Annotated in this window: 13 protein-coding genes; 8 read left to right on the top strand and 5 right to left on the bottom strand. The window is 45.5% G+C overall.

Features of this window, described 5'->3' with window-relative positions:
* Positions 1-66: 66 nt before the first annotated feature.
* From OO016_RS13480 to OO016_RS13470, 3 genes are all read left to right on the top strand, one after another.
* Positions 67-273: a YgaP family membrane protein gene (locus OO016_RS13480; RefSeq protein ID WP_266015048.1), complete on the top strand. Its 207-nt coding sequence runs from the start codon at positions 67-69 to the stop codon at positions 271-273.
* A gap of 122 nt (positions 274-395) precedes the next feature.
* Positions 396-524, top strand: coding sequence for a hypothetical protein (locus tag OO016_RS13475; RefSeq protein ID WP_266015045.1), 129 nt, complete (start codon positions 396-398; stop codon positions 522-524).
* Between the two features lie 120 nt (positions 525-644).
* Positions 645-827, top strand: coding sequence for a hypothetical protein (locus OO016_RS13470; protein ID WP_266015042.1), 183 nt, complete (start codon positions 645-647; stop codon positions 825-827).
* 129 nt (positions 828-956) lie between these two features.
* On the opposite strand, the gene OO016_RS13465 is transcribed toward OO016_RS13470, so the two are convergent.
* On the bottom strand, positions 957-2,342 hold the full coding sequence (locus tag OO016_RS13465) for an exonuclease domain-containing protein (protein WP_266015038.1): 1,386 nt from the start codon (positions 2,340-2,342) through the stop codon (positions 957-959).
* Positions 2,343-2,583: 241 nt separating this feature from the next.
* Here OO016_RS13465 and OO016_RS13460 point away from each other — a divergent pair, with 241 nt between their 5' ends.
* From OO016_RS13460 to OO016_RS13440, 5 genes are all read left to right on the top strand, one after another.
* The gene (locus OO016_RS13460; RefSeq protein ID WP_266015036.1) at positions 2,584-3,750 is read left to right on the top strand and encodes an alpha-hydroxy acid oxidase; all 1,167 of its coding nucleotides are present in this window, start codon (positions 2,584-2,586) and stop codon (positions 3,748-3,750) included.
* 613 nt (positions 3,751-4,363) lie between these two features.
* Positions 4,364-5,401: a hypothetical protein gene (locus OO016_RS13455; RefSeq protein WP_266015033.1), complete on the top strand. Its 1,038-nt coding sequence runs from the start codon at positions 4,364-4,366 to the stop codon at positions 5,399-5,401.
* Between the two features lie 32 nt (positions 5,402-5,433).
* Positions 5,434-6,843, top strand: coding sequence for an MBOAT family O-acyltransferase (locus tag OO016_RS13450; RefSeq protein WP_266015030.1), 1,410 nt, complete (start codon positions 5,434-5,436; stop codon positions 6,841-6,843).
* A gap of 10 nt (positions 6,844-6,853) precedes the next feature.
* The gene (locus OO016_RS13445) at positions 6,854-7,294 is read left to right on the top strand and encodes a universal stress protein (protein ID WP_266015027.1); all 441 of its coding nucleotides are present in this window, start codon (positions 6,854-6,856) and stop codon (positions 7,292-7,294) included.
* A 193-nt stretch (positions 7,295-7,487) separates the two neighbouring features.
* The gene (locus OO016_RS13440; protein WP_266015022.1) at positions 7,488-9,266 is read left to right on the top strand and encodes a mechanosensitive ion channel family protein; all 1,779 of its coding nucleotides are present in this window, start codon (positions 7,488-7,490) and stop codon (positions 9,264-9,266) included.
* Positions 9,267-9,272: 6 nt separating this feature from the next.
* On the opposite strand, the gene OO016_RS13435 is transcribed toward OO016_RS13440, so the two are convergent.
* The 4 genes from OO016_RS13435 to OO016_RS13420 form a co-directional block, all read right to left on the bottom strand.
* The gene (locus OO016_RS13435; RefSeq protein ID WP_266015019.1) at positions 9,273-10,298 is read right to left on the bottom strand and encodes a DUF481 domain-containing protein; all 1,026 of its coding nucleotides are present in this window, start codon (positions 10,296-10,298) and stop codon (positions 9,273-9,275) included.
* A gap of 8 nt (positions 10,299-10,306) precedes the next feature.
* Positions 10,307-11,608, bottom strand: coding sequence for a serine hydrolase domain-containing protein (locus OO016_RS13430; protein ID WP_266015016.1), 1,302 nt, complete (start codon positions 11,606-11,608; stop codon positions 10,307-10,309).
* 2 nt (positions 11,609-11,610) lie between these two features.
* Positions 11,611-12,381 (bottom strand): transporter, encoded by a 771-nt coding sequence (locus OO016_RS13425; protein ID WP_266015013.1) that lies wholly within the window; start codon positions 12,379-12,381, stop codon positions 11,611-11,613.
* A gap of 173 nt (positions 12,382-12,554) precedes the next feature.
* On the bottom strand, positions 12,555-14,054 hold the full coding sequence (locus tag OO016_RS13420) for an aminotransferase class V-fold PLP-dependent enzyme (RefSeq protein ID WP_266015010.1): 1,500 nt from the start codon (positions 14,052-14,054) through the stop codon (positions 12,555-12,557).
* Between the last annotated feature and the right edge of the window lie 45 nt (positions 14,055-14,099).

Below are 14,099 nucleotides of genomic sequence, written 5' to 3'. Positions count from 1 at the left end.
CATAGGTTTAATACGGCATTGCCTATACTTTTAGTTTTTATCAGGAATCGCTAAACGAAATACACGATGAAAACAAACATGGGAAGATGGGACAAGGTCCTTCGTTTTTTAGTAGCAGTAGCTGTAGCCCTGCTGGTCTACTATGATGTGCTTCAAGGACCATGGGCTTATATCCTGATTGCAGTGGCTGTAGTTTTTTTCCTAACCAGCCTTACCGGTTTCTGTCCGCTTTATGGACTGTTGGGGATCAATTCCATCAAACGCAGAAAATAGGGACTAGCTGGAGAATCCCTGAAGTCAAGTACATCAGAACGAGATTGTCCGGCGTGATATTGGTCATATTTTCAGGAGGGCCTCTTACTTAATTTCGTGGTGTTAATGGAATATATTTAATTATGAAATCATTTCTGATTCCCTTAGCAGATTGGAGCAATGGCATAATTATGATTGCTGTTTTTGCCTTTGTTGTGATTGCCCTGGTCGCTACGCTGGTGAGCTTTATGAACAGTGGAAAGCGCAAGTAGCACATTATTTAAGGCTCAGGTGCAGGCATTTTATCGTCCAGGCTTTGCGTATTATTTTCTGATCACTAAGTGTGTATGGAATTTATAGCTATATTTAGGAGAGCACATTAAATCCTAGATATGTTAAAGAATTTTATTGGGAAAATAGGGACTATGAGCTTTATAATGCTGCTTGTGGTCCTTTCTATAATTATAGTATCCGAATATCTTTTTCTCACAGGAAACAAACTGGAAGCCATATTTATCGCTTTCTGGGCACCAACCATTCTCGGTTTTATGAATTACTTAAAGTATAGAAAGTGATTGCGTTTATCCTGGGCTACTCTATTGTGGTAGGTATAATTTTTATGATCTGGCTTTTATTTGTGATCCGGATGTACCGGGAGATAGATAAATAAAGCCTCTATCTTTCCCGGATTGAAGATTTACAGGTTAGGCCTGGGCCTGCTTCAAATCCATGGGCAAGCCTTTATCCGGATGACGGGTTAAATAGGCCGCAATCAGCTGACGCGCCTCAATGGTATCTTTCTGTGGAATGATGAATGCCATAAGATCCTCAACTGAATTTATGACAGCCTCTCTGCTTACAAATCCATACCCCTTGTAACACCCATCCTGGATGCATACCACGGCTTTTTCATCTGCAGTCCTTCCCTTTTCCCTGATAATCAGGTTTTCCTGTTGCCTTCGGTAGTCCTTTATAGCCCTGCTTACCCGTTTATTGTAGGCATCTGCTGTTTCTTCATCCCGGCATATCCCACGGCAACTCGATATTCGAAAATGAGAGCACTTCCTCACATTTTCCTGTAAGTGGCAGTATCGAGGGCACAGTTCATACGCCTTGCATAGCTCCTCCAGAAATAACCGGCATTCCGTGCTGTTACGCAAAACCGCTATCGGCCTTTTAACTTTGGACAAGCGCTCAAAGGCCAGGTGTATGATGCCATTTCGGTCTTCATATGAAAATATCCCATAGGGCAGGGTGTTGCGCTTTTGTGCCTGATTATACCGGGGAAAATGATGCTTAATGGCTGCCGATTCCATAAGAAGAGCAAGCAAATCACTCCCTGACAGTTCAAAGCTGATATCGGTAGTTTCCCTGCATAGCCTCATTTCTTTTTCAGAACGGTCGTAAAAATGCCCCAGTACCCTTTTTTGAATGTTTTTAGCCTTGCCCACATAGATAATTTCTCCTTTGTGGTCTTTGAAATAATAGACCCCCGGTTTTTTGGGAAGGCGCTCGTAAGTTTCACGGGACAGGCCAGGGGGCAATGTAGCCTCCTGCGACCGGGCATTTAAAAAATAACTGATCAGAGAATCCGAATCGGGTTGTGCAAGAACCTTATGAAAAAGAGTAGTGGTGGCCTCTGCATCCCCCCTTGCCCGGTGGCGGTCTGTAATGGGTATTTCAAGGGACGAACACAATTTTCCAAGACTGTAGGAAGAAAATCCGGGAAATGCCTTTCTTGCCAGGCGCACCGTACAAAGCTTTTTACGAACAAATGCCCTTCCAATAAGGGCAAACTCATTTTTGATGACGTGATAGTCAAAATTAACGCTGTGTGCCACGAAAATCGAATCCCGTGTAATCTCCTCTATCTGCGGTGCTATTTCGGAAAGGGTAGGGGCATTGCGCACCATGAAATTGTCAATGCCGGTAAGGCCGGTGATAAAGTAAGGAATTTCGCATTCCGGGTTAACCAGGGAAGTAAACTCGTCGAGAATTTGCTCGCCATCCGTCTTGAAAATGGATATTTCAGTGATCTTGTTTCCCTTGATCCCGTTGCCAGTGGTTTCTATGTCGACTATCGTATACACCTATGCGATTTGCAGGAGACTAAAGTTAAGGCAAAATTATAAGCCTTGTGCCTAATTGTATATTGGGTAATAGTAGGGGGAATACGTTAGTTATTCAAATAAACTAATTCCAAAGTACCTGTTTTTGAATGAGAAGGGGTTTTTATACGCCCTTTGACGATATGCTGGTGGATCAGAGCTTGCTCTTTGATTGGCTCATCAATTAGACCTGAGGAATTCCTACCTTTATTGACAGCCAGACATGAGGAACAAGGATAAAATACAGTTTGACCACCGCTTTCCCAGAGTGAAAGACCTGAGGGAAAAGGCCAGGAATCGCATTCCCGGATTTGCCTTTGATTATTTGGATGGCGGGTGCAATGAGGAGGTTAACCTGCACAGGAATACCCAAAAGATCAGGGAGGTAATACTTCAGCCCGATTATCTCAGCAACTTTAACGGGGCAGATTTGTCCACCTCCCTGTTCGGGCATACGTATAGTGCTCCATTTGGGATTTCACCTATTGGACTGCAGGGCCTGATCTGGCCCGGTGCCTCCAGGATACTGGCAAAAGCTGCTTTTGAACAGAATATTCCCTTTATCTTAAGCACTGTGGCAACTACGGCCATTGAAGAGATCAGTGAGATTACCGAAGGCAAGGCCTGGTTTCAGTTCTACCACCCGGCTTCAGATGAGATGCGGGACGACCTTATTAAACGCGCTGAAGCTGCAGGAGTAGAAGTCCTGGTGCTCTTGTGCGATGTCCCGACCTTTGGCTACAGGCCGAAAGAGATCCGAAGTGGATTGAGCATGCCCCCACGACTTACCCTCCGAAATATTTTACAGATGATTGCCAGGCCCAAATGGACTATGGCCACCCTGAAAGAGGGAGCCCCCCGCTTTGCCAACCTGGATCCCTACATGCCGGGGAATCTTAACCTTAGTCAGCTCGGGCAGTTTATGGACCAAACCTTTGACAAAAGATTAAACGAAGAAAAAATAGGACCTATCCGTGACCGCTGGAAGGGAAAGCTGGTGCTCAAGGGTGTAGCCTCCTCCTATGATATGAAAAAGGCCATAAAACTGGGAATGGATGGAGTCATCATCTCCAACCATGGAGGCAGGCAACTGGATGCAGGAGAAGCTACAATATCTACCTTAAAACGACTGGCCTGGCTCTATGGTGACCAAACGGTGATTATGATGGATGGGGGACTGCGTTCCGGACCGGATATTGCCCGTACAATGGCCTCAGGGGCCAACTTTACATTTATAGGAAGGCCCTTTATGTATGGCGTAGCCGCACTGGGCAGGGAAGGGGGAATGCATACCATTGCTATGCTCAGGACACAACTACAGCAGATCATGGATCAACTGGGCTGTCCGGCACCATCAGAACTATACCGCTACCTATTAAATGATAATTAGTAATTGGGAGGTAGGCCGGTCTAGAAAATGGAACCGGTATTCCACATGTAAAGCCACCCAACAAAGGCTATTCCCAGACAGATTAAGAAACGCCCAACTTCAACAAGGTTAATCTTAAGTTTCATATTCGGGGGTTTTGAGATATACCATCACAAATTATGGTGAGGTATCATACTGGTCCGGACTTTTAGATAAAACGCGGGATTTTACAGCTTTTTGCCCCTTTCTTAGCCTAAAAACGGGGAAATGTACCTTATGTCGACGGGTGCACATTTGTCTTCAGCACGATTAAAGGAATGTTTTGTCGATTTATGAAACTTGTTCAGGATATCGAAAAATGAGAGAAACATCTTACACATAACATATTTAATCGGTCATTTACTGAAAATATACCGGGACATCCGAGAATATGTTAACGAAAATCACCTATATTTAAATCAGCCACCAAAACAACCAACCTTATTCCTGCCTATTTCGATAGCGCAAGAAGGTGTCCTTTATAAGTTGATAATGGAGGAAACCTGTGCGATATCATGATCAGAATTACTATTAATTAAATGCTGCTGGTTTTATCATGGCAATTAGACCAGGAGGGCTTTAAACGTATTTTGGCATGAATAAAAAAACCGTATTCCTCGCACTGGGCCTAACCCTGGTCACATTAATTTTCTGGGAATTGCACTGGAGGAGTGAAGGGTATCCTATTGCCCCTGAAGACGACAAGCATCTTTATGCGGAACACCGTGCAAGTATTGAGAATTTGGGAAAAGATGATGTGGTACTGCTGGGTTCTTCCCGTGTACTTTTTGATTTCCAGCTGGACGAATTTGAGTCCGTAACCGGTCGAAGACCAGTAATGCTGGCCGCTGCGGGAACCAACCCCATCGCTGCACTGAAAGATATCGTGGAAAACAGTAGTTATTCCGGGAAGATTATCCTGGGTATAACCCCCCCGTTGTATTTCAGTCCGCCAACAATGGACCAGTTTTTCTTCCGGCGTGCACAAAAGTTACTGGATCATTATCACAGCAGGACCTGGGCAGACCGCTGGACGCATACGGTGAAAAAGCCATTGCAGAACACCTTTGCCTTCCTGTGTGCCAGCCCGGAAACATTTTATAACGAACTAGATCCGAGAACCCTTTTGGAATGGAAAATCCAATTACCTGCACGTGTACCTGGGGAACCTCCTTTCCCTATGTTCCAGTATCTGGATTGGGACCGGAATATTACTATGTGGAGGGCCGATACCGATCCGGAATACGCCAAAATGGTAACAGAAGTTTGGAAGGATGCGGTTAATGTTCCTCCCGAAGCCCTTCCACCTCCGGAGGTAATTGAGGAGGGAAGAAAAGGTACAATAGCCATGACCGTAGGCCTTGTCAAGGCATTTGAAGAACGGGGAGGGCAGGTAATATTCGTAAGGTGCCCCTCTTCAGACCTGTTTCTCGATATAGAGAGTAAAGCCTTTCCCAGGGACATGTATTTTGACCAGCTTGTTGAGCAGACCGGCAGTTTTGGCTACCACTTCCAGGATTACTCTTTTATGAACAAGTATACCCCGCCGGAGTGGTCGCACCTGAATACACCAGACGCCAAACAATTCACCCTTGATGTTGCCGCACAAATGCTGAAGGACGGCGCTTTATAAACAATTCAACCACACCAACCAAACCATAAAAGATGTTATTCAACTCCCTTGGATTTATTGTCTTCTTAGTAGTGGTCCTGGCGCTGTACTACAGCCCCATTAAATGGACCAACAAAAAAAGAATCCTCCTCCTGGCCAGTTATTTGTTCTATGCCATGTGGAACCCCCCGCTTATCCTCCTGCTCTGGATATCTACAGTGGTAGACTGGACCGCTGGGAACAAGTTATATACGGAGACCAATGAGCGCAAAAGAAAGATGTGGCTCTACCTCAGTATTATTGTAAACCTTGGTTTCCTGGCGTTTTTTAAGTACGGTGGATTTTTACTCGAGAATTTTACGATGCTGCTTAATGCCGTGGGTGTCGAATACGAAGCCGCTGCACCGGATATCCTGTTGCCTATGGGAATCTCATTCTATACCTTCCAGACCATGTCCTATACCATAGACATGTACTACAGGAGGAACAAGCCGGCCAAAACCTTCCTGGATTTTGCCCTGTTCGTAACCTTCTTCCCTCAGCTGGTGGCCGGACCAATTGTAAGGGCTCCGGAGCTTATTCCTCAGTTCTATGCACCCAAAAGGGCCACAACCAAACAATTCTTCTGGGGTTTCTTTTTGCTGACACTGGGATTATTCGAAAAGGTGATCATGGCAGATGTTTTGCTTTCTCAAACAGCAGACAATGCTTTTGGCGCCGGCAAGGTGTTACATTCCCTGGATGCCTGGGCAGGTACGCTGGCCTTCTCCGGCCAGATCTTTTTTGATTTTGCCGGGTATTCTACCTGTGCTATAGGTATTGCGCTTATGCTGGGTATAATCCTCCCGGATAACTTTAAATACCCCTATGCCGCCATCGGTTTTTCTGATCTCTGGAGGCGCTGGCACATAACACTTTCCAGCTGGCTGCGCGATTATTTGTATATCCCGCTGGGAGGAAACCGAAAGGGCCCAACCCGAACTTACATAAATTTGGCGCTAACCATGTTGCTAGGAGGTTTGTGGCATGGATCGGCCTGGACCTTTGTTATCTGGGGAGGCTTACACGGATTCTACCTCATGGTTGAGCGTTTTTTGAAGATGCATATCACACTAAAAATCAACGCATGGAACGGGATTGTGCTGGCTTTTCTAACATATACCTGTGTGAACTTTACCTGGGTATTCTTCCGGGCGGAAGATTTTGGAACGGCTATGGATATTTTAGGTTCCATGTTCTTTATGCAATCAGGCGAAAAAGTGGTATCTTCATTAGACCTGTGGATTACCTTTTTGGTTATTGGATTACTTTTTATCGTCCACTGGTTGATGCGAAATACCTCCGTAAAAGCGGTGTCTGAAAAAACACCCTGGTGGTTATTGAGTATAGTCTGGGCGGTTATGCTGTTCCTGTTGCTGATAGCACAAACACCTGGAGAACAATTCATTTATTTTCAGTTTTAATTTTTAAATCATGTCGAAGAATATTTTAGGGTTAATCGATTTCTCTTCAGTAACTGAAGATATTGTTGCCAAAGCAGCAGAATTGTCAAAGGTTTATGACGCCAAGTGCTGGCTGGTGCATGTTGCACGGCCCGATCCCGAATTCATTGGCTATGATGTGGGCCCCAAATATATAAGGGACGCCCGTGCGGAACACCTGTTGGATGAGCACCACAAACTCGATGAATACAAGTCCAGGGTAATTTCCGAAGGTGTAAACTGCGAGGTGCTTCTAGTGCAGGGTGAAATTATGGAAACCATCCACCATGAGGTGGAAAAACTGGGAATAGACCTCATTGTGTTAGGAAGCCATGGCCGTAGTATGCTTTATGAACTTATGGTGGGTAGTGTTTGCGAGAACCTGCTGAAGAATTCAAAGGTGCCCCTGTATGTGCTTCCTGCTAAGAAGTGATTGCCATTGCTGGCTTTATTGCACGCGATTTTTCTTTAGAGATCTGTTTTAGCATCTTAATTATTCCGCATTTCTTCTATTTTCTTCTAAAATCGAAAATCGAGTAGATTGATTTCTATAATGATTTGTACGATATTGTAGGTTAATAGAAAAAGAAATGGGTAAGATGGTTATCCAAAACAAATATTAAGGAATGAACAGATTACTTATCTTATTTGTAATTGTTGCTGCGATACTATCGTCGTATAGTGCCAATGCCAGTCAATTATTAAGGCCTCCGTCGGTAGATACTACCGAGACAAAAGAATCCAAAGAGAATTCCGATCCCCTGGGCAGGTCTAACCCAAAAGGTACAGTACGGGGTTTCTTCAAATCCCTTGCCGGAGAAAATCGGCTTCAGGCTGCCCAATACATGGATCTATCAACATTTCCCAATAAGGATCTTGAATCTGAGGTAAAAAACCTGGTCAGGAAACTGGAACTGGCCCTGGACCGCAGCGGGCAGGTATTGCCCATCAATCTGATAAGCAGCAATCCGGATGGGAATTTGAACGATGGCCTTAATCCGGTATTTGAAGAAGTGGGTACTATAGTGCTGCAGGGGAATGAAATCCCGCTACTGCTGGAACTTATAACTACTGAGGATAATCAAAAGAAATGGTTGTTTTCATGGAAAACACTGCAGGTACTCACTTATGAGGAATATGCCAATGATGAGGTGTTTTTGGAGAAGCCGCCTTCCGATGGTATGTTGTCTTCAAGGTGGCAGGGAGGCCCTGTAAGGGACTGGATAGGGATAATCCTCATAGGATTGGGCTCGTATTTAGTGGCCTGGTTGATCACCTTATTCCTCGGTTGGTTTGTTCGTTTATGGTGGAAGAATTTTACAAAAAGTGAGCATGGCAAAGTGCTTAAAACACTTTTAATCCCCTTGCGCCTTGTTCTTGTTGTGGCCATTTTAGTTTATGTGGCCCGGGCCTTTGGGATTTCTATCGTGGTCAGGCAGGCTTTTGGTGTGGTCAATGTAATCCTGCTTTGGATCGCCCTGTTTATATTCATGTGGTTATTGATCAATACCCTGTCTTCCTATGGGGAACAGCGCCTGCGGGAGAGTAACCGCTTTGGGGGGCTTTCCGCCATTTCATTTTTCAGGAACAGCGCCAAGTTTATCCTGGTTCTAGTTGCCCTGTTAATCGCTTTAGACACTGTTGGAGTAAATGTTACGGCTGGTCTGGCTGCCCTTGGCATTGGTGGTATTGCGCTGGCTTTGGGGGCTCAGAAGACCATTGAAAATATTGTAGGGGGCTTGTCCGTGGTCTTTGACCAGCCCGTAAGTGTGGGGGACTTCTGCAAATTTGGAGATACCCTGGGTACGGTAGAAAAGATAGGCATGTTTTCTACTCGGATAAGAACTCTGAGTCGTACTCTGGTGACCATACCCAATGCCGACTTCTCTACCCAGTTAATTGAGAATTATGCAAAGCGGGATATGTTCTGGTATCACACCGTTTTAGGTTTGCGATATGAGACTACCGCGGATCAGATGCGCTATATCCTGGTGGAACTAAGGAAGATCCTTTATGCACATCCAAAAGTAGATCCGGACCCGGCGCGCGTGCGTTTTCTCGGATATGGTAGTGATTCCCTGCAAGTTGAATTATTTGCCTATACTCATGCTGAAGACTGGAATGACTTTTTGGGGATACAGGAGGATATCAACCTGAGGCTTGCGAAAGTAATTGAAGACAGCGGGAGCGGATTTGCGTTCCCTTCACAAACGCTCTACTTGTCCAGAGATCAGGGGCTTTCCCAGGAAAAAAAGGAGGAAGCTGAAAAGCGGGTAAGGGAATGGATCGAAAATAATGAGTTGAAGTTACCCAATTTTGACGCCGATACCATTGCGTCCCTGAAAGGAAGTATTAAATATCCACCAGAAGGTACTGATCTTTCTAAGAATGAAAATAATACCTGAAAATAGTTACCATTCCCAGCCGATACCTGTCCGGACAATATAGTCCGTATCGCTGGCGTTTTCGGCCGGCTGGTTGTCATAATTCAGGGAGACGCCCATACGGACAAAAAAGTCCAGAGGCAGGTCGTATTTCGCATCAAAATTGATATCTGCCCGATATCTTCCGGTATCAGTCAGTCCGGAATAACCCATATATAAAAAAGACAGGTTGAGGTCGCCAATATCATATAAATTCACTTCGGTTCCCAGGTATGCTTCCCAGGTGTTGCGATTTGAAGAATCGTCAGAAAAGCGTTCAAGGTTATTATTAACCCCTGTCTTTACCCCCCAGTAGGCCCTGTTTGAACTCAGGATGAATTTCCCGATACCCAGTTGGGAGTTGGCCCTCAGGTCAATGCGCTGCTCCGTATTGGATAGGGTGGCTATAGTACCAATCAAATACCAGTTTTTAGGTAGAATACGCCTGTAGTTCAATAGGCCGTCGGTACGTTTTACGGGTTCTACATTGTCCTGGCTGGATCTTATGATATTATAAGATGCATCGGCCGTCCATTTATCGGTTTTATAGCTGATGGAGCTCCTCAGTGAAAACTGACGCAGGTCCTGGGCTTTGGTCACATTAAATCCTGCCTCTACCATAGCACCGAAGCGATCGGAAAACTTTTCTTTGAATGGATTGAGATAGACTATGTCGTCCTTTTTACAGGTGGCATATATGGTATCATTATCAAAGATCTTTATTTTTTGATCCGGAAGGGAGGCTAGCCTTCCCCTGTATATCCTATCCTTTATGCTTACTACAAATTTGGATTGCGTATAAATTTCCCTGATGCTGGACCACTTGATTTTAAAATTCTCATCACCATATGGCGCATCGATTTCAAGAACACTCCTTTCCATTTTCTTGATTTCGCCTACCAAGAACTCTTTATGATCAGTGTCAAGAACAAGGGAATCTGCCTGGCTGTAAGTTATGTGTAAAAACACAAAAAGCGCAATTGCAGTAAAATAGAACCTCCTTACAACCCCCATTTTAATTATTATTTGCTGATCAAGTATTTGGCAACCGCATGATAAGCCGGCAATGAAGTGGGGTCAATCTTAGCATTTTTAGCCTCGGGATGGGATGAAAACCTGACAATAACCATTTCTGCGGTGGGGTCTATATAGATCGTCTGCCCGTGTACGCCACGAGCTGCAAAAGCACCGTGCTCGTTGTGGGTATGCCACCACATGTTGCGGTAGCTCCAGCCTGGCAATGAGCTATAGGCCGATTTTGCAAATGCTTCCCGATCCCCACCATTCATGATATCCTCTATCAGGGACTCCGGTAATATTTGTTTCTTATTGAATTTTCCTTTTTTGCGGACCATTTCACCGAACATAGCCATATCCCTCATATTGGCACTGAATCCACCACCGGCAAAGGCAATTCCGGCCCCGTCAATTTGGAAGTAGCCGTCAAAATGCGTACCCAAAGGCTTCCAGATCCTATCCGAAAGCAATTCCGGTATGGATTTACCGCTAACCCTGGAAACGATCCAACCCATCACATCGGTATTTACCGTTTTGTATCCGAATACCTCACCATGCCGGCCCTCTTTTTGAACGGTCTTTAAGTAATCATAGTAGTTTGTGGGTCCTTTATAGGAAGCAGGTTTTGGGAATGGATTCCCCGCTGCGGAAAAGGCCCAGATCTCTGCCTTGGGGTTTGAGTAGTCTTCACTGTATTTCAACCCGGTGGTCATGTCCAGGATCTGTCTGATAGTGGCATCTCCAAAGGCCGAACCTGCCAATTCGGGGATATAGTCGGCACCGGTTTTATTGGCATCCAGCAAGCCTTCATCCACAAGCAATCCGCCTAATGTTCCGGAAAAGGTCTTGCTAACTGACATGGCGGCGTGCAGCCCATCAGGTTTCAGTTCGCCAAAATATTTCTCATAGACAATCCTCCCTTTGTGCAGGATTAACATCCCATCTGTGTAATTCTTCCCCAGGGATTCGCGCCAGGTCATGGGTTTGGAGCTATTGGTTGGCATGAAAGTGACGCCATCAATGGTATTATCAAGCCGGACTCTGAACTTATACCGTTTATCCTTTGACGCTTTTACCACGGTTGTTGGCATAAACTGTCGCATATGGCATACGCTGTAGCGCAGTGCCGGAAACCTGAAAAAACTGCCGTCAATCGCAGATACTATTTTATCCTGAGGCGGTGGAAAACCCTGCATCCAGCCCATTTTAACAGGGTCGGATTCTTCAAAGCCTATATACTCTTGACCCTTAACATCGGTTTGTATTGCAAGGGTCAAAATCAGAATGGTTAAAAGTAATTTTTGCATAATTAAAAGTTTTTAGTGATACCGAATTGAACTAAGAGCCCTCTGTTATCCAGGGTTTCTTTTTTGGTTGGAACCTCCAGAACAGAGGTCAGGTTAAATCCGCCACCAAGGGATTTGCCTATGATGGGCGCTACAATAAAGTCGAATTGATTATTTTCAAAATCGTTGACAATACGCGGTTCAAAAACAAAGAACCAGCCGCTTTGCAGGAACTTAGCAATAAAAGTTCTGATGGTTAGGACATTGAGGTCCGGAACAAAGCCAGCCTTGCTAAGATCAAAGGTATACTGCGGCTGAAAAGCAAGAAAAAGACTGGGATCAAGCGTGTAGGCATAAGTCAGAGAAGGATTGACTGAAAAATACTGGTTTCCAAATCCCTCCGACCCAGTGGGAAGGGTGAACTCCGCGGCTCCTGCCAGGGCGTGTTTGCCTTTAACAAAGAAGGCGTTGAGAACAGAAAAACGCAAATCACCGGCTTTGGTCTGAAACGCATTGCCTGCAGATAGATCATTTCGTGTTATGAGTTCCGGTTTCAGGGAAAAACTCCAGCGATTCACGCCTAAAGTAAAATTGATCCTATTGTTAATTTGGGATCGATCGTCTGCTCGATCGTAATACCAGACTGAATACACCAGTTTGGTCACTACCCGGGTAGGGTCCACACCAGACTGTGTCCTGAGCTGCGCCAGGTTCGTTGTATCCGATTGGGAGCGCGCTTCCTGTCCAGCGGCAAATAAGAAAAGTAATATGAGGGGAAATAACTTCCTGAACATATAATGGAAACAATTTCAGCGGTAAGGTTGTTGGTAAACAAGGTAAAAAAAAAGATACTATTTGTGGTCCTATTATTAAATAATCATTTGGTAATTATGTCCTCCTTCGCTTTCGTTGGGCTCAAGCTTCGGAGGAGTGAAAATTGGAAGGACTAAACCCTACCCTGCCAATTTCAGCTTAGGGTAAACAAAGAACGAATTTCGCCTCCTTCTTCGATGGCTTGAGACCTGTGGATGAATTCGTTGGATTTCGGGTCATAGCGATAGTCTTTTGCCCAGACCTTATGGTTTTCAGCGACCTCCATAATGGAGTCACAGATGAATTCGATTTCTTCCCAGGTATTGGTAGGATGTATAGACATACGTATCCATCCAGGCTTATGCGATAGGTCTCCCTCGTCTATCTCACAGGTGATGTTGCGGGACATTTCCTCGTCCACATGCAGCAGGTAGTGGCCATAGGTGCCCGCGCAGGAGCAACCACCGCGTGTCTGTATCCCATAGCGGTCGTTGAGTAGTTTGACTGCCAGATTGAAGTGAAGATCGTCAATATAGAAGGAAAAACAACCTAGGCGGTCCCTGTGCTGGGGCGCCAGTATGTTAATCCCCTGTTGTTCACCGAGGCGATCAAAAACCCGATTGATGAGCTCATGTTCCCGTTCCAGTATCTGCCTTACTCCCATTTCTTCCTTCAGTTTTATGGCCAGGGCTACCCTTATGGTTTGCAGGAAGGCGGGTGTACCCCCGTCTTCGCGGGTTTCTATGTCGTCAATATATTTATGATTCCCCCAGGGATTTGTCCAGCTAACTGTACCTCCTCCCGGGTTGTCCGGGACCTGATTGTGGTAGAGGTTGTTGTGAAAAAGCAATACGCCACTGGATCCGGGGCCACCCAGGAATTTATGCGGTGAAAAATAGATAGCATCCAGTCGGGCTTCATTATCTTCCGGGTGCATGTCGATATCCACGTAGGGTGCTGAACAGGCGAAATCTACAAAACAGAGACCGTTATACCGGTGTATCAGTCGGGCGATTTCGTGGTAGGGGGTGCGAATCCCGGTAACGTTGGAGGCGGCTGTCACCGCAGCAATCTTGATCGGGGCTTCCTGGTGATCCCGAATACATTTTTCAAACTCATCCAGGCAGATGAGCCCGTCTTCACCGGGAGGTACCACCACAACACGTGCAATAGTCTCCAGCCATGTGGTCTGGTTGGAATGATGTTCCATATGGGTAAGAAAAACCACAGGTCTTTTCAGATCAGGGATCTTAGTATGGGGTTTCAGGTTCTCAAGTACTTTCAGGCCCAATATGCGCTGGAACTTGTTTATTACACCCGTCATACCAGACCCTGTTGTGATCAGCACATCTTCTCCACTTGCATTGGCGTGGTCCTTGATGATACGCCTTGCCTCGGCATAGGCCCGGGTCATGGTGGTGCCGGTAATGGTGGTCTCCGTATGGGTGTTGGCCACAAAGGGACCGAAGTCGGTCAACAGTTTTTCCTCTATGGGCCGGTAGAGCCGGCCGCTCGCTATCCAGTCTGCGTAAAGGATTTTCTTTTCTCCATAAGGAGTTTGGAAGGTCTGGTTTATTCCAATGATGTTCTCCCGGAACTGCCTGAAATAGCTTTCCAGGGTGGATTTTTTTTTGGTGCCTTGTGTTTTTTCCATGCGGATGATATACTTTCAGGTCCGGCTAAACAGCATAGTGAGATC

It is taken from the genome of Lentiprolixibacter aurantiacus (genome assembly GCF_026241225.1).
Taxonomy (GTDB): domain Bacteria; phylum Bacteroidota; class Bacteroidia; order Flavobacteriales; family Flavobacteriaceae; genus Lentiprolixibacter; species Lentiprolixibacter aurantiacus.
Note: the sequence above shows the minus strand (reverse complement) of the source record. Positions and strands in the feature narration are given on the sequence as shown.